The 15,308-nt window shown below is 72.2% G+C and carries 11 protein-coding genes and 1 pseudogene; 2 read left to right on the top strand and 10 right to left on the bottom strand.

What is annotated here, in order from left to right:
• Positions 1-119: 119 nt before the first annotated feature.
• The 3 genes from WMF22_RS10435 to WMF22_RS10425 all read right to left on the bottom strand — a co-directional run bounded on the left by WMF22_RS10435 (position 120) and on the right by WMF22_RS10425 (position 4,534).
• Positions 120-3,494 carry an nSTAND1 domain-containing NTPase gene (locus WMF22_RS10435; protein WP_438037250.1) on the bottom strand — a complete coding sequence of 1,125 codons (3,375 nt, stop codon included), beginning with the start codon at positions 3,492-3,494 and terminating at the stop codon, positions 120-122.
• Positions 3,495-4,002: 508 nt separating this feature from the next.
• A complete protein-coding gene (locus WMF22_RS10430) occupies positions 4,003-4,305 on the bottom strand; it encodes a type II toxin-antitoxin system RelE/ParE family toxin (RefSeq protein ID WP_438035632.1) in 303 nt (100 codons plus the stop codon).
• A 1-nt stretch (position 4,306) separates the two neighbouring features.
• Entirely contained in the window at positions 4,307-4,534 is a 228-nt protein-coding gene (locus WMF22_RS10425; RefSeq protein WP_437298958.1) for an addiction module protein, read from the bottom strand.
• 703 nt (positions 4,535-5,237) lie between these two features.
• Here WMF22_RS10425 and WMF22_RS10420 point away from each other — a divergent pair.
• Positions 5,238-5,561: an H-type lectin domain-containing protein gene (locus WMF22_RS10420; RefSeq protein WP_437298957.1), complete on the top strand. Its 324-nt coding sequence runs from the start codon at positions 5,238-5,240 to the stop codon at positions 5,559-5,561.
• A gap of 246 nt (positions 5,562-5,807) precedes the next feature.
• On the opposite strand, the gene WMF22_RS10415 is transcribed toward WMF22_RS10420, so the two are convergent.
• Together WMF22_RS10415 and WMF22_RS10410 are read right to left on the bottom strand one after the other, a co-directional pair.
• Positions 5,808-8,426 (bottom strand): WD40 repeat domain-containing protein, encoded by a 2,619-nt coding sequence (locus WMF22_RS10415; protein WP_438035631.1) that lies wholly within the window; start codon positions 8,424-8,426, stop codon positions 5,808-5,810.
• A gap of 164 nt (positions 8,427-8,590) precedes the next feature.
• Positions 8,591-8,986, bottom strand: a pseudogene (locus WMF22_RS10410) (helix-turn-helix domain-containing protein); the annotation flags it as partial.
• 73 nt (positions 8,987-9,059) lie between these two features.
• Between WMF22_RS10410 and WMF22_RS10405 the strand changes: the two are divergent.
• The gene (locus WMF22_RS10405; protein WP_437298955.1) at positions 9,060-9,905 is read left to right on the top strand and encodes a class I SAM-dependent methyltransferase; all 846 of its coding nucleotides are present in this window, start codon (positions 9,060-9,062) and stop codon (positions 9,903-9,905) included.
• A 108-nt stretch (positions 9,906-10,013) separates the two neighbouring features.
• Here WMF22_RS10405 and WMF22_RS10400 read toward each other — a convergent pair whose 3' ends face one another.
• The 5 genes from WMF22_RS10400 to WMF22_RS10380 form a co-directional block, all read right to left on the bottom strand.
• On the bottom strand, positions 10,014-10,553 hold the full coding sequence (locus WMF22_RS10400) for a hypothetical protein (protein ID WP_438035630.1): 540 nt from the start codon (positions 10,551-10,553) through the stop codon (positions 10,014-10,016).
• Between the two features lie 138 nt (positions 10,554-10,691).
• A complete protein-coding gene (kynU, locus tag WMF22_RS10395) occupies positions 10,692-11,957 on the bottom strand; it encodes a kynureninase (protein ID WP_438037249.1) in 1,266 nt (421 codons plus the stop codon).
• A gap of 170 nt (positions 11,958-12,127) precedes the next feature.
• Positions 12,128-12,394 (bottom strand): hypothetical protein, encoded by a 267-nt coding sequence (locus tag WMF22_RS10390; protein WP_438035629.1) that lies wholly within the window; start codon positions 12,392-12,394, stop codon positions 12,128-12,130.
• A 67-nt stretch (positions 12,395-12,461) separates the two neighbouring features.
• Positions 12,462-13,646: an ARPP-2 domain-containing protein gene (locus WMF22_RS10385; RefSeq protein WP_438035628.1), complete on the bottom strand. Its 1,185-nt coding sequence runs from the start codon at positions 13,644-13,646 to the stop codon at positions 12,462-12,464.
• The gene (locus tag WMF22_RS10380; protein ID WP_438035627.1) at positions 13,646-15,259 is read right to left on the bottom strand and encodes a hypothetical protein; all 1,614 of its coding nucleotides are present in this window, start codon (positions 15,257-15,259) and stop codon (positions 13,646-13,648) included. The genes WMF22_RS10385 and WMF22_RS10380 overlap by 1 nt, the downstream gene beginning before the upstream one ends.
• Positions 15,260-15,308: the final 49 nt, after the last annotated feature.

The following is a 15,308-nucleotide window of genomic DNA, read 5'->3' as shown; positions in this document are numbered from 1 at the left end:
GGAGGGCGAAGAAGATGAACCAGGCACCGGGTATCGAAACTGTCGATAGGCGTCGGTCCTCGCAGAGGAGGCTTATCGAGGAAAATCAGCCCCGCGTGGGCGTCCCCGGGCTCGCGCTTTCATGGTTCGACGGCGTGCAGAGAAGGCTCCTTTGCCGCTCGCCGCAGGTCGACCTCTGGGTAGAACGGTATCCGGCCGTAGGAGCGCTCGCAGGACTCGTAGCCTTTCCGGGCATCTTCATCATTCTCGCTGAGGTAGGTTCGGCGCATTTCAGGCGAGAGGCAGTCGGTGGTGACAGAGCGGAGGCTCAGCGGGAGAACGAGGGAGAAGATGGGCCATATCCGCGCCGTCTTGTCCGCTGACGCGGTGACCGCCCGCTGCCCGTCGGCGCTGAACTCCGCGGACCAAACCCCGCCCTCGTGGCCCTGGAGCACGACGGGTGCGCCGCTGCCGTCCGCGTTCCACACCCGCGCTGTCCTGTCCTCCGACGCGGTGACTATCCGCTGCCCGTCGGCGCTGAACTCCGCGGACCGAACCCAGCCCTCGTGGCCCTGAAGCACGACGGGCGCTCCGCGGCCGTTTGCGTTCCACACCCGTGCCGTCTTGTCCTCCGACGCGGTGACTATCCGCTGCCCGTCGGGACTGAAGCCAGCAAACAACACCATGCCTTGATGGCCACGCATCGTCGTCTTCGGAGGGCCCAGAGTCAACACCTCATGCATCAAGTCGACCCATCCCCTTACCTTGTCCGGGTCTTCGACTTCGAGAAGCAGGTTTGCTGCTGGTGCAAGCTGGTTCCTCGCCAGGAGCTCACCAGCGCCGGCCATCAAGGAGGAAGTTCGCGCGCGCCCCGCCTGGGCCGTAGCCTCCTGCTGCGCTGTCTTCGCGACATCTTCGGCGCTCAGCGCCGCGTTCCGCTGCCCCAGCGCCCAGACGACGATGACCGCCATCAACGCCGCCACCGCGATCGCAACCGCCGCAATCGTCCCCAGAGTCCGCCGCGCCGCCCGCTCCCTGGCGCTCCTCTGGCCCTCTTCCTCCCTCCGCTTTCTCTCCGCCTCTTCCCGTTCCTGTTCCCGCTCCCGCCTCCGCTGGAACACCCGGCCGGCCAGCCAGTCGTGCCCGAGCTCGAAGTACCGGCTCCCCTGGTGCTCCTCCGCCCGCAGCACCGCCGCCCTCTCCAGTCGCCCGAGCACCTCGTCCGCAGCTCCGGCCGGCAGCACGCGGTGCGCCTCCGGCTCGGTCAGCAACGTTCGGTGCCCCTCCCCATCGATGAGATGCTCCTCGAGCAGGTGCCGCGCTGGCCCACTCAGCGCCCCGAGCCCTTCCACTGTGGCCTCCAGGTACCGGTGCACGATGGCCTCTGCCTCCACGGCGCCGGCCTCACTGCCTCGCCCCTCGGCCCGCTCCTCCCACAGCGCCCGACAGACGATCTGCCCGAAGGCGGCCTGCACCTCCGCCTCTTCCGAGGCTGACGATCCGGGCGTCCTCACCTCCAGCATCAGCGCCCGCACGTGCTCCTCAGCCCACCACTGGCGCGGCCATCCCTCCTCCGCTGCCCGGCAGACCGCGCGGATCATCTCGCCTACCGTGAGCGGCCCCAGCCGGAAGCCGTGCTCGAGCAGCTCCCGCCGCCCTCTCGCCCGATCCCGGAACCGCCCGAGGTAGTCCTCCCGCAGCGAGAGAGCGATCTGCAGCCCCCGGATCGGCTTCTGCGCCAGCCGATCCACCGCCTCGATCAGCGCGCTCGCCTCGCCCGCGTCCCGCCCTGGGAAGAGCAACTGCTCGAGCTGATCGAGATAGATCAGGATCGGCCGCTCGCTCCTTCGCTCGGCCAGGCTCATCGCCTCGTCCAACGCCTCGCCTGGGCCCATCTGCGATGGCGGTGTCCCGATCTCGAGGTCGTCGAAGAGCGCGCGCACGAGCCAGGAGAGCGGCGCTTCCCCGGGCGGCCAGGTATCGACGCGCACGACCCGGAAGTCGTGCGCCTCCTCCAGGAGCGGGATGACCCCTGCTTGCATCAGCGACGACTTCCCCGCCCCGGAGGGCCCGAACACCGTTGTGCACGGATGGGCCATCAGCCGGTGCGCAAGCTTTCTCGTGAGCTCCTCCCGCCGCAGCAGCACGATCTCCCGCTCGAAGTCGACCGACCCAGGCGGCGCCTCGAGCGCCTCCCAGTCGCCCCCGGCCTCCCGCCGGAGCACCAGCGTGCTCTCCTCGTCCGGCTGGATCACGTGGATCGTCCTCTCCGGCTGCTGCTCCGCGAGCGCGATCTCCCGCAGCGGGCTGCGCAGCAGCGTCGCGTGCACCCCGGGGCCGAGGGCGCGCGCCAGCGCCTTGATCACCGGCGGAGCCTCCGCGCCCCCGCGGAATACGCGCTGGAACACGGCGCCCAGCTTGTCGGCCCCGCGGCGGAGCGCGTACCGCTGGGTCAGCGCGCTCATCGGCAGGCCCGTCGGCATCGGCTCGGCCCCCTTCGCGAGCTCCGTCCGGAGCTTGTCGCGAAAGCCGTCGAGCGCGGCGCGCTCGGCCTTCCAGCGATCGCCGAGCAGCAGCGAGAACGGCCGCGAGGCGATGCGCGCCAGGGCCGGTTCGATCGCCCTCGCCGCATCGCTCACCGCGGGCGCATTCGCTGGAGGAGGAGCGACCTTGCGGCCCTTGAAGTCGAAGAGCACCCCGTCCGGCCCGCGGAGGTACACGACCGGCGAGAACGCCTCGGCGCTGCCCTCGAACTCGGCGAGGATCGCCCGCCTCGCCTCGTTGAGGGCGCGCGCGACGTCTCCCTTGCCCAGGCTCGCGCCGGCGAGCGAGCGGTAGAGCTGCGCCGAGCACGCCCTGGCCACGTCGGCCTGCACCGGCCAGAGGTGCGCAACCACGGCGTCCGCGCCGGCCCGGGCGAGGAGCTCCGCTGCCGAGGCGAACGCCGACGGCCGCGCCCCCTCGCACGCCTCCAGCACGATGAGCCGGAGGAAGCTGCGGAAGCCGGCCGCGAGCTGCTGCCCGAGGAGCTCTACCGGCAGCCAGCGCTCGTCGCCGTCCGCGTCCGCGAGCCGAAGGACGGGAGCGCCATCCTTCACCCCTCCGTGGCCAACGAAGTGGAGCACGTGCGGTATCGGCTCGCAGCGCAGGCGATCGAAGAGCCAGGGCAGCCGCGCGGCCTGCCCCTCGATCGGCGCCAGCCACTCGACCTCGCCCGCGGCGATCGGCTCGGCAAGCGCCCCCCTTGAGCGGCGCGAGCGCGGCGCCGCCGCCAGGCGCGATCGAGAGCACACGCACCGCGCCGCGCACCTCGCGGGGCTGCCACGGCTCGGTGGACCTGACGCCGCGCACGGGCAAGAGGTCCGGCGAGGTCCCCCAGAAGCGCATCGCCTCGCCCGGCGCGGCGAGCGCCTCCCACGGGACCTCTTGCAGCTCGGGATCGCCCACCACCAGGCGCACGAGCAGCGGCCCGCCCGCGCTCCCCGCAGCCTCACAAAGGCGCGCCCGGAGGTCATCAATGCCATCGCGGAGGACGGCGCGATGGAGCGCCTGCGCCGTCTCGACGCGCGCCCCGAGCGGCCGCCCGCGCGCAGCGGCCTCGCGCACGGCGACGCCGAAGCTGCCGAGGTGCTCGGCGCCGAGCTCCGGGCCGAGCGGGTGCGCCGCCGTCTGCTCGCCCCGGCTGCCTCGAGCAGAGGCCCGCACGTCGAGTCCGGCACGGTCCAGCTCTATCTCCAACCACGGGCTGGACGCCCCGGGTCGCTGCATGCCCATGGACGTTACACCACGCGGGCTCGCCCGATCCCACGCGCGGTATTGGGCCTGTTTCCTCGGCGGAGATCGCGCCCGCGCCGACGCACCGTCACCTCGGCCTCATCGCCGCAGGAGGCGCCACCCCGACCCAGGCAGCAGAAGGCGACGGCGACGAGGCCTTCCGCGAACAGGTCGAGTTCGGAGAGCAGGCCCTCCTGGGCGTCGAGAAGAACGACGGGGACACGCTGCGAGCGGCGGACGCTCGAAGCGTCAGCCCCCGCGGCCGCGCCAGGAGCCCGGTCGGCGCCGGAGGTGCATCACCGCGAGCACCAGGACGTGCTCCGACGCGATCGCGTACAGGACACCGTACGGGAAGCGGTGCAGGAGCATGCGCCGCACGCCTTGCTCGATCTCGGGACCCTGCTCGGAGGTCTCCGTGATGCGGTCGATGGCGGCGAGCAACTCCCCCTCGAAGCGGGCGCCTGCACGCTCGTCCCGCTCCCGGTACCAGCGGAAGGCTTCGTGGGCTTCGCGCTCGGCCTCGGGCGCGAAGGACAGGGTGCGTCGAACCACGTCAGCCCCGCGCGAAGATGCGCTTCCGGGCGTCCTCCCAGGGGATCGGCTGGGTGCGTCCTGCGCGGAGATCCTCCAGCCGGCGCAGCGCCTCCTCGGTCCACGCGCGCTCGATCTCCTCGGGCGGCTCCTCGCCCACGCTGTCGAGCAGGCGGAGCGCGATGAGGCGCCGCTCGCTCTCGGGGAGCTTCAACGCCTCGTCGAGGAGCTTCTCGGCCGGATTGCTCATGGAACGCAGCGTAGCAGCGCCGGCCACGCTTCGGGAGGTTCAGATCGGCCGAGCTGAGCCCTCGCGCAGCGCGGCGAGCGCACACGCCGCACGCCGCAACCGGGGACGCGCCCCGGTCTCGACCCCTCGGGGGCGCTCCACGCTCCACCGCGCATGGGTCCCAGCCCTCCCGCGCACGCCCCGCGTTGGGTAGTGGTCAAATTTGAAACTGAAGACGGGAAGGCGGGAAGAAAACATGAATGATCTTCCCGTCTTCATGTGGGCTCTCTCTGGGCGAAGGATCCTGATCGAGCAGCCAACTGCGTCCGGCGTCTACCAGGTGACGGCGTCGAACGGAGCGCACGCCAGCCCGACGATGTCGCTGAGCAGGTAGGGAGTCCAGAGAGGGTTGACCGAGCCAGGGCCATCTAGCCCCACCATGCGGGTTGACATCGTCAGCCGCCATGCGCCCAGCAACACGCCGGACTCCCTGCGCAAGGAGATCGAGCAGCGCCTCGGCGCGAGCGCTCGATCGCGAGCATGGGCAGGCGCTCATCGCTTGCCGAGCATCCACCGCGGAGCACGACCTGGCGGCGCGCCGGGAGCGCTCACGAGGCGCTCCGGTGATCTCGCGAGTTTCCGTCGCGTGTCGTCCACCGGCTCGGGAGGGGCCTCGTGCAAAGGCGATTGACCCGGCTCGGCGCCTCGACTCCGATGCGCCACCATGACTACCGCCGTGACCCCTCTGCAGATGCTCGCCGGCACGAACCACTTTGGCAAGGCGCAGCCGGACTGGAACCTGCTCGGACCGCCGAGCGAGGGCGTCGATCGGGAGTTCTCGGCACGCGTCGAGTTCGAGCGCGAGTTCAATAGCCCGCCGGTCGTGCACATCGGCATCGCCGGTCTGGACGTGGAAGGCAGCGACGCGGTGCGCGTGCGCGTGCGCGCGCGCCACATCGATCGCGCCGGCTTCACGGTGCTGCTCAGCACCTGGTTCGGCAGCCAGGTGCACGGCGTCGACGTCAACTGGATCGCGCTCGGCACCTGAGCCGATGCCCCTCCTCTGGACCGCACGATGCGGCTCGCTCTCCCAGGGGCTGTCATCGACGCGAGCGCGCTGTGGAAGATGACATCCCGCCGTCCGCGCGCTCCGTGCTAGAGCGCCGCCCGTCGTAGGCGTGCTTCCCGACGAGCCCGTCCCCGCGTCCTTCTACGACCGGCGAGTCCCGCAGCTGCCCGATTCGCTGCCGGGCGGCCGGCCGGTCGTTCGATGTCGAGCAGGCACCTTTGCGGCTCACGGCAGGTCAACGTCTGCGTAGAACGGGACCCGGCCGTAAAAGCGCTCGCAGGACTCGTAGCCCCGACGGGCGTCTTCGTCGCTCTCATCGAGGTAGGTCCGACGCATCTCAGGAGAGATGCAGTCGCTGGTGGCGGCGCGAAGGGCCTGCCGAAGCGCGTCGGTAGAGATTGCCCACACCCGCGCAGTCTTGTCCGAGGCGGTGACCACGCGCTGCCCGTCGGCGCTGAACGCCGCCGAGAGAAGCGAGCCCTCATGGCCACGGAGCACGACGGGCGTGCCGCTGCCATCCGCGTTCCACACCCGCGCCGTCCTGTCGTGCGAGGCCGTCACCACCCGCTGCCCGTCGGCGCTGAGGGCCGCGAAGCTGACCCCTGCCTCGTGGCCCCGGAGCACCACCGGTGCCCCGCTGCCGTCCGCGTTCCACACACGCGCCGTCTTGTCGTGCGAGGCCGTCACCACCCGCTGCCCATCGGCGCTGAACGCCGCCGAGAGCAGCGAGCTCTCATGGCCCCGGAGCACGACGGGCGTGCCGCTGCCATCCGCGTTCCACACTCGCGCCGTCCTGTCGTGCGAGGCCGTGACCACCCGCTGCCCGTCGGCGCTGAGGGCCGCGGACCAGACCGGGGCCTCGTGGCCGCGGAGCACGACGGGCGTGCCGCTGCCGTCCGCGTTCCACACACGCGCCGTCCTGTCGTGCGAGATGGTGATCACCCGCCGCCCATCGGCGCTGAACGCTGCGGCTCTGACCCAGTCCTCGTGCCCCCGGAGCACGACGGGCGTGCCGCTGCCGTCCGCGTTCCACACACGCGCCGTCCTGTCGTTCGAGGCCGTGACCACCCGTTGCCCGTCGGCGCTGAACGCCGCAAAACCGACCCCTGCCTCGTGGCCTCGGAGCACGACGGGCGCGCCGCTGCCGTCCGCGTTCCACACGCGCGCCGTCTTGTCGTGCGAGGCCGTGACCACCCGCCGCCCATCGGCGCTGAACGCCGCCGACCACACCGGGGCCTCATGGGCCTGGAGCACGACAGGCATGCTGCTGCCGTCCGCGCTCCACACACGCGCCATCTTGTCGTTCGAGGCCGTGACCACCCACCGCCCATCGATGCTGAACGCCGCCGACCACACCGGGGCCTCATGCCCTCGGAGCACGACAGGCATGCTGCTGCCGTCCGCGCTCCACACACGCACCGTCGTGTCGTTCGAGGCCGTGACCACGCGCCGCCCGTCAGGGCTGAACGCCGCGGAGCTCACGTCGCCCTCGTGGCCACGGAGCACGATGGGCACGCCGCCGCCGTCCGCGTTCCACACACGCGCCGTCCTGTCGAACCCGGTGGTGACTACCCGCTGCCCATCGGCGCTGAACGCCGCGTACCCGACGCCTACCTCATGGCCGCGGAGCACGACAGGCGCGCCACCGTCCTCCGCGTGGTCGTGGTCGCAACCGGTCTGCGCGTGCTCGGACTCATCCGCGTGAACAGGGCCATTCCGGGCACTCCCGGCGTTCCACACCCGCGCCGTCTTGTCGTTCGAGGCCGTGACCACACGCTGCCCGTCAGCGCTGAACTCCGCGGAGCTCACCACGCCTTCGTGGCCCCGGAGCACCACCGGCGCTCCACTGCCATTGCCATCCGCGTTCCACACCCGCGCCGTCTTGTCGTTCGAGGCCGTGACCACACGCTGCCCGTCAGCGCTGAACTCCGCGGAGATCACCGCAGCCTCGTGGCCCCGGAGCACCACGGCCCTGCGACTGCCATCCGCGTTCCACACGCGCGCCGTCTTGTCGTGGGAGGCCGTGACCACACGCCGCCCATCCGCGCTGAACTCCGCGGAGCTCACCTCGCCTTCGTGGCCCCGGAGCACCACGGCCGTGCCGCTGTCATCCGCGTTCCACACGCGCGCCGTCCTGTCGTGGGAGGCCGTGACCACACGCCGCCCATCCGCGCTGAACGCCGCGAACACAACCGCGCCCTGATGGCCCCCGAGCACCACGGACGTGCCGCTGCCATCCGCGCTCCACACCCGCGCCGTCCCGTCGTCCGAGGCCGTGACCACACGCCGCCCGTCGGCGCTGAACGCCGCGAACATGACGGCGCCCTCGTGGCCCCGGAGGACCACGGTCGTGCCGCTGCCGTCCGCGTTCCACACCCGCGCCGTCTTGTCGCTCGAGGCCGAGACGATGCGCTTCCCATCGGGGCTGAAGTCAGCACGCAGCACGTCGCCGCGATGGCCGCGCATCGTGAGCATCAAAGGAGCCGAGCCGAGCACATCACGTGTCAGCTCGGTCCAGCCAGGTACGTTTTCCGCGTCTCTCACCTCGAGCAGCAGCTGCACCGCTGACTCTGGCCGATCTCGCGCCAGCAGCTCACGAGCGCCGGCCATCAGCGAGGACGCTCGCTTCAGCGCCGCCTGGGTCGCCGCCTCCCGCTGCGCCTCCTCCGCCCTCCGCGCGGCAGCCTCCGCATTCCGTGCCGCGGCCCGCTGCTCCAGCGCCCGGACGACGATGACCGCCACCACCACGGCCACCGCGGCGGCAACGGCCGCACTCGCCACCAGCGTCCGTCGCGGCGCACGCTCCCGGACCGCCCGCCGCTCCTCTTCCTCTTCCTGCTTCAACGTCGCCCGCTCCCGTTCCTGCCCTCGCTCGCCTCGAGCGCGACGGTAGCAGGCCGCAACCCGGTACGTGCCCCGGTCCCGCCAGCCCGGGAGCGCCCCACGCTCCGCCGGGCAGGGTTGCCGCCCTCCTGCGCACGCGCCGCTCTGGGACCGGAAGGGGGATCGAGACGGCCGGCGCCGGCGAGCCGGACGATGCTGCGAAAGCGCGGACACTCCATGTGGCTCGGCGCGGTACACGCCGCCGCGTGGCGCAGGCCGTCGCGCAGGGCGACCAGGCGCTGGATGGTCCCGTCCAGCTCCTCGGCCTTGGCTGTCAGCCGCTCTCGCTCGATGCGCGGCCGGCCGTCGGGCGAGAACATCCGGGCGATCTCGTCCAGCGAGAACCCCGCCACCTGGCCGAGCGCGATCAGCGCCAGGCGCTCCAGCACCCCGGGGTCGAACAGGCGCCGCAAGCCCCGCCGCCCGGTGGACGCGATCAGCCCCTTCTCCTCGTAAAACCGCAGGGTGGAGGCGGGCACGCCGGAGCGCCGGGCCACCTCCGCGATGTCCAGCTGTTTCACGCTTGACCTCAAGTTGACTTGAGCTTGCAGACTACGGCACATGAGTTCCGACTGCAAACCGAAGGAGACTCCGATGTCCGAAGCCCATCGACCGAATCGCGACCAGGCCACGCTGTGGAACGAGGCCAGCGGGCGCACCTGGGTGGAAATGCAGGAAGTGCTCGACGGCATGATGGCGCCGCTCGCGACGCCGCTCATCGACGAGGGCTTCCCCGGCGAGGGCGGGCGCGTCCTCGACGTCGGCTGCGGCGCGGGCGCCACGTCCCTCGCGATGGCGCGGCGCCTCGGGCCAGCGGGCCTCTGCCTCGGCGTGGATATCTCCGGGCCGCTCGTGACGGCCGCCAGGGCGCGCGCCGCCGCCGAGGGGCTGGCGTCCGCCGCGTTCGTCCAGGCGGACGCGCAGACCCATGCGTTCGAGCAGGGCACGTTCGACGCGGTGATCTCGCGCTTCGGCGTGATGTTCTTCGACGATCCCGCGGCGGCGTTCGCCAACATCCGGCGCGCCGCCCGGCGCAAGGCGAAGCTCTCGTTCGTGGCATGGCGCAGCGCGGACGAGAATCCGTTCATGACCGAGGCCGCGCGCGCTGCGGCCCCGCTCCTGCCGAGCTTGCGCGTCCCGGACCCCGACGCCCCCGGCCCGTTCGCCTTCGCGGACAGAGAGCGGGTGCAGCGGATCCTGGACGCGAGCGGCTGGACCGACGTCGACATTCGCCCGATCGACGTGCCGATCGGCGTCGCGGAGAAGGACCTGCTCGCCTACGTCACCAGGCTCGGACCGGTGGGTCAGGCGCTGCGGGACGCGGACGAGCCGACGCGCGCCCGGACGGCCCAGGCGGTTCGCGCTGCCTTCGACGCGTACGTCCAGGAGGGCGCGGCCCGCTTCACCGCGGCCTGCTGGCTCGTGAGCGCGCGCGCCTAGAGAAATCCTGCAGAACAGCCGGTCGATGACGATCCGTCGCCCGGCGCGCCGTGCCCGGCGACGGGCCGAGACCGACATGCCGCGCGTCGCGAGGCGCCGGGCCGCACCTCAACCAAGGTCGCCTGTGAAGCGGATCGGCACGCGAAACGCCGCGAACATGGCCTTCACGTGCCTGGGCGAGAAGAGCGCGCCGAGCGTCGTGTCCTCGACCCCGCGGCTCCGCACCAGCTCGTGGAGCTCGAGCAGCGAGTACGCGCAGAAGAGCTCGAGGCGCTTTCCGATGTGCTTCAGGATCTTGCCGCGATTCCTGTAATACGGCGCGTAGTCGCCCTTGTACCGGAGATCGAGCGCTTCGATGCGGTATTCGTACTGCACGTAGGAGCGCTCCCCGAGCGCACGATTGCAGAGGAGCTCGGCTTCGACGTGCGCGCCGGTGTCGCCCACCTCAACGCCGGGCCCATCCCCGAAGACCCAGAGCCCGTCGAAATGGGGCGCTTCGGCCTCTCGCGCCTCCTCGTGCGTCTTCGGGTGCCCGGGCGACACGGAGAAGCACGCTCGAAACTCGTCGCGTATCTCGGCGCTGCGCGCGCAGAGCGCCTCCATCTGCCGCTCTTTCGGGACCGAAAACAGTTTGGCCGTCTTGCCCATGAGCCGTGCTCCTCAGAGATGTCTCGCCCGCAGCCCGAGAGTGCCCGAGTCAGAACCTCCCATGCTAGCCGATCGCAGCGGGCTGCGAGCGCCGGGCCAACGCGTCCCCGGCGGCTTCCCGTCGAGGCTGCGGGCGGATCAGGTCACCGCGCCGCGCTGGTGGAATTCCGGCTTGTCCCAGGCGCCGCTCTCCAGAAGGTCGCGCAGCGCTTCCACCGCATCCCAGACGTCGACGAAGCGGGTATACAGCGGGGTGAAGCCGAAGCGCATGATGCGCGGCTCGCGGTAGTCGCCGATCACGCCACGGGCGATCAGCGCCTGCATCACCGCGTAGCCCTGCGGGTGCTCGAAGCTGACCTGACTGCCGCGGCGGGCGGCGTCGCGCGGGGTGACCAGGATCAGCGGATGCTGGCCGCAGCGCGCTTCCACCAGCTGGATGAACAGCTCCGTCAGCGCCAGCGACTTGGCGCGCAGCGCGGCCATGTCGGTATGGCGGAAGATGGCAAGCCCGCATTCCACCAGCGAAAGGGCGGTGATCGGCTGGGTGCCGCACAGGAAGCGGCCGATGCCGTCGGCGGGGGTGTAGGCGGGTTCCATCGCGAACTGCCGGGCATGGCCGAACCAGCCGGACAGCGGCTGCCCGAAGCGGCTCTGATGACGCGGCGCCACCCACAGGAAGGCCGGCGCGCCGGGTCCGCCGTTCAGGTATTTATAGGTGCAGCCGACGGCGAAGTCGGCGCGGGCGCCGTGGAGGTCCACCGGCACGGCGCCGGCGGAATGCGCCAGGTCCCACACGGTCAGCACGCCGGCTTCGCGCGCGAGCGCCGTGACGGCGGCCATGTCGTGCATATAGCCGGTCTTGTAGTTGACATGGGTGAGCATCAGCACCGCCACGTCGTCGCGGATCGCCTGCGGCAATTCCCTGGGCGAGTCGATCAGGCGCAACTCGTAGGCTGCGCCGCCGCCCATCTTCAGCAGCTCGGTCAGGCCCTCGGCAATGTACAGGTCGGTGGGGAAGTTGTCGCGCTCCGACACGAGCACCCGGCGCTCGGGCGCGGTGGTCTGCTGCTGGCGCAGCGCGGTGGCCAGCACCTTGAACAAGTTGATGGACGTCGTGTCGGTGACCACCACTTCGCCGCTGCCGGCGCCGATCAGCGGAGCCAGGAGGTCGCCCAGGCGGCGGGACAGGTGCACCCAGCCGGCCGTGTTCCAGCTACGGATCAAGCCGTCACCCCATTCCGCTTCGATCACTTCCCTGGCGCGGGCCAGGGACGCCTTGGGGCGGGCGCCCAGCGAGTTGCCGTCCAGGTAGATCACACCGTCCGGTAGCGCGAACTCGTCGCGCAGGTGGCGCAGCGGGTCGCTCGCATCGCGGGCAAGGCAGGTGTCGCGGGTGGTTTGCAGGCTCATGTAAAGCGTCCTTCGGTTCCGCAGCGCAGGGTGCGCAGCATGGCACGGACCGGACTCGCGCCCAGGGGGGCCAGCGTGAGCGGCAGGGCGATCCGTCCGTGGTCGCCTGGCGGCATGGCAGCCAGCCGCAAGCGACACGCGGCCCCGGTCGCCCGTGCAGGTGCTCAGTCGGCGAGCGCCCGTTCGACGGCCTGCGCGTACGGCATGGGCGTGAGCGGGATGATGGCGCGGATCGGCCCCACATCGCCGACGAGGTCGGCGTCCAGGCCCAGCAGCAGGTCGGCGAAGGCGCCACGGGGCAGGCCCGCCAGGCGCTCGAAGAGCCCGGCGAAGGGCGCTAGCAGCCAGGGCAGGAGGTGCAGCTTCCACGGCGGGCGCCGGCCGAGCACGCGAGCCGCCACGTCGGTAGTGAACGCCTCGTCGCCGCCCACGACGAAGGCCCGGCCGAAGGTACGCGGCTCGTCGAGGCTGCACGTGAATGAGCCGGGAACGGCGCGCTCACCTCGTCCGCTTCAGCGCCGCCTTGAGCACGTGCTCCGCGATGAGGTAACCGAACCCCTCGCCCTCGATCCGCCGGATCAGCTGGTCGCGCGTGGTCCGGAGCGCCGCCGCGGTGGCGTTCAGGTTCCACCCGTGCGCCGCGAGCTGCTGGAGGAGCCGGGCGCGCCTCACCTGCCCCGCCGCGAGCCGGTACGTCTTCGCGTACTCCAGCGTGCCGTCCTCGCGCACGATCGCCTCGCCGATGTGGTTGTCCAGCGACGGATCGAGCTCGGTCATGAACCGCTGCAGCGAGAACGGCCCCGCCCGGTACACGCGCTCCGCCGCGATCGGCCGGCCGAGGAGCCCCGCGGCCGCGTCCACGTGCAGCGCGCCGGCCTCCGCCCGCGCCCGGCCGAGCGCGGCCCGCAGGTCGTCGAGCGAGCCGATCTGCGCGGCGTCGAAGGTGTGCTCGAGCGCCTGGCTGTCGCCGTTGTGGCGGGCCGCGTAGAGCAGCGTCTGCTCGTAGAAGTCCTCGATCAGCGTGCGGTGCAGCGCGCGGTAGTCGTCGGGGTGCGACACGACGAACACCGACGCGAGCAGCTCGCCGACGAAGAGCAGGACGCCGCACTGGCCCTCGTGGATCTCGAAGACGCGCAGCGCGTCCTCCAGGCTCGGGATCGCCCGGCCGGAGAGCGACACCTCGGTGCGCGGGTCGAGGCCGCGGGAGATCGCCCGCCGCGAGTACTCGGACCAGGCGATCTCGGGGGCGTTGAAGTGCAGGGAGAGGAAGCCCTCCATCGCGAGGTGCAGCGGCAAGAGGCGCAGGCGGTTCCGCTCGGCCGGGTCCTCGCCGCGCGCCTCGCGCCGGGCCATGCGGTGGAGCAGCTGGACGCCGCAGCCCCACTTGCTGAGCGGGTTCCGGACCTCCGGCCCCGCGAGCGCCGCGCCGTAGGACGCGACCGGCGAGCCGTCCTCGGTCCACCCGATCACGAGCGCGTGCGGCACGTAGGAGCAGTAGGCCGTGCCGTCGCCGAGATCGACGATCGACCAGGCGTCCTCGTGTCTGCGGCCGGCGATACGCAGGTCGTCCCGCGGCGCGTCCCGGAGGAGCGGGACCAGGCGCACGCCCGCGAAGACCTGGGCGTGCGTCGCGGAGAGGCCCCGGAGCGAGAGCGACCGGAGCAGGGCCGGCGCCTTGGCCATCAGGGCACCTCGAGCGCCGCGGCGGGCGCCTCTTCTGCGGGCTCGGCGGCGTCTGCCGGCTCCACGGCGTCTGCGGGCTCGGCGGCGTCTGCCGGCTCCGCGGCGTCTGCCAGCTCCGCGGCGTCTGCCGGCCCCGCATCCGCAGCTGGCTCCGCGGCGCCCGGCGCCCGGGCGTGCCGCGAGAGCAGCGCGGCCGCGCGCCGCGCGAGGTAGCGCTCGAGCTCCGCGAGCGGCGCCGTGCCCTCGGCGAAGCGGGCGAAGCCGAGGACCGTCGGCAGGTCCTCGGCGTCGCGCAGGCCGACCGTCGGGATCGACGGGCCGAGCGCGCGGGGCGCGTAGCGCTCGCTGTCGAACACGGGGTTGATGTGGACGATCGACGTGCGCTGCCCCGGATCGAGCCGCGCCCGGAAGCAGCGGGCGACCTCGGCGGCGGCGCCGGGCGGGTCGTTCTCGAAGCCGTCCGAGAGGACGACCACGACGTCGGGTCGCCAGGCGAGCGCGTCGAGCAGCGGCGTCGCGAGATCGGTCTGGCCGCGCGCGCCGACGAGGATCTCGTCGGGCGTGGGCGCGGTCCAGAAGGCGCGGTACTCGCGGGCGGCGGCGCGGAGCAGGTAGCTCACGCCGAGCGCGACGGCGAGCGGGCGGCGGCGCTTCTCGCTCGACCCGGACGCCGAGTAGCTCCGGTCGAGCACGGCGGCGACGCGCCCGAGCGCGGCTGGGCTCTTCCTGAGCGCGCGGGCGGCGGCGCGCCCGAGCGCCGCGTGGAGCTCGTCGCGGCGCTCGCGCCGCGCCTCCTCGGGCAGCGAGAGGGCATAGAGGGCGACGCGCGTGAGCGGGGCGCGGCCGAGGTCGACGGCGAGGTCGACGTCCTCTCGCCCGGCGGCGCGCTGGAGCCGGAGGCGCTCGCCCTCGGTCATGCGCGGCGCGGCGCGGCGCAGGAGCTCCTCGCGAGAGACGCCGCGGGCGGCGGCGAGCCCCTCGGCGACGGTCAGCGGCAGGTCGAAGATCGCCTCTTTCGCATGGCGCGCCTGCCGCGCGCGCTCGAGGAGCGGCGTCTCGAACGGCGCGCGCCGCTTGGGCTCGAACAGGAAGGGCCCGATCTCGCCGGGGAGCTGGAGGTGGGCGTGCACCGCGAGCGCGCGGAGGTGGGCGCGGTACTTGACGGCGTCGAACGCCGGGTCCGGCCGGCCGGCGAGGTAGGCGCGGATGACGGCGCGCGCGCGGCGGTTGTTCACGCGGCGCTCCCGGAGCTCGCGCAGCGCCCGGAGCGCGCGCTGCGGCGGGAGCTCCCGGAGCGCCGCCGCGATGAGCGAGCCCTCCTCGCGCCGATCGGGGGCGGGCGTCTCTGCGCCGGTCGCGAGGAGGTTCACGGCGATGCGCGCCTGGTTGAAGTGGTTGATGCCGGCGGCGAGCGTGCGCGCGTAGAGGCGGCGGTAATTGCCGAGGATGTACTCGTGGAGGAACTCGATGGAGACGGCCTGGCCCCCGGAGGTGCCATAGAACTCGGCCTGCCCGGTGCACGCGAAGCAGGCGTTGATGAACATGACGAGGTCCTCGCGCTCGACGCGCTCGGTGTGGAAGCGTGCGGGGGGCGCGGGAGGGGCGGTGGGCATGGCAAAGAGCCGCCCGGGGAATGGTGGGGCGATCAACCTACGACAGTTT

Source organism: Sorangium sp. So ce204, assembly GCF_051526795.1.
In the GTDB taxonomy this organism is placed as follows: Bacteria; Myxococcota_A; Polyangia; order Polyangiales; family Polyangiaceae; genus Sorangium; species Sorangium cellulosum_B.
The sequence above is the reverse complement of the archived record's forward strand: the minus strand, read 5'-3'. Positions and strand labels throughout refer to the sequence as shown.

Excerpts from the sequence above, each read along its gene's own strand:
- WMF22_RS10435 (WP_438037250.1), bottom strand. The coding sequence starts at position 3,494 with ATGACCTCCGGGCGCGCCTTTGTGAGGCTGCGGGGAGCGCGGGCGGGC.
- WMF22_RS10425 (WP_437298958.1), bottom strand. The coding sequence starts at position 4,534 with ATGAGCAATCCGGCCGAGAAGCTCCTCGACGAGGCGTTGAAGCTCCCC.
- WMF22_RS10420 (WP_437298957.1), top strand. The coding sequence starts at position 5,238 with ATGACTACCGCCGTGACCCCTCTGCAGATGCTCGCCGGCACGAACCAC.
- WMF22_RS10405 (WP_437298955.1), top strand. The coding sequence starts at position 9,060 with ATGTCCGAAGCCCATCGACCGAATCGCGACCAGGCCACGCTGTGGAAC.
- WMF22_RS10400 (WP_438035630.1), bottom strand. The coding sequence starts at position 10,553 with ATGGGCAAGACGGCCAAACTGTTTTCGGTCCCGAAAGAGCGGCAGATG.
- WMF22_RS10385 (WP_438035628.1), bottom strand. The coding sequence starts at position 13,646 with ATGGCCAAGGCGCCGGCCCTGCTCCGGTCGCTCTCGCTCCGGGGCCTC.
- WMF22_RS10380 (WP_438035627.1), bottom strand. The coding sequence starts at position 15,259 with ATGCCCACCGCCCCTCCCGCGCCCCCCGCACGCTTCCACACCGAGCGC.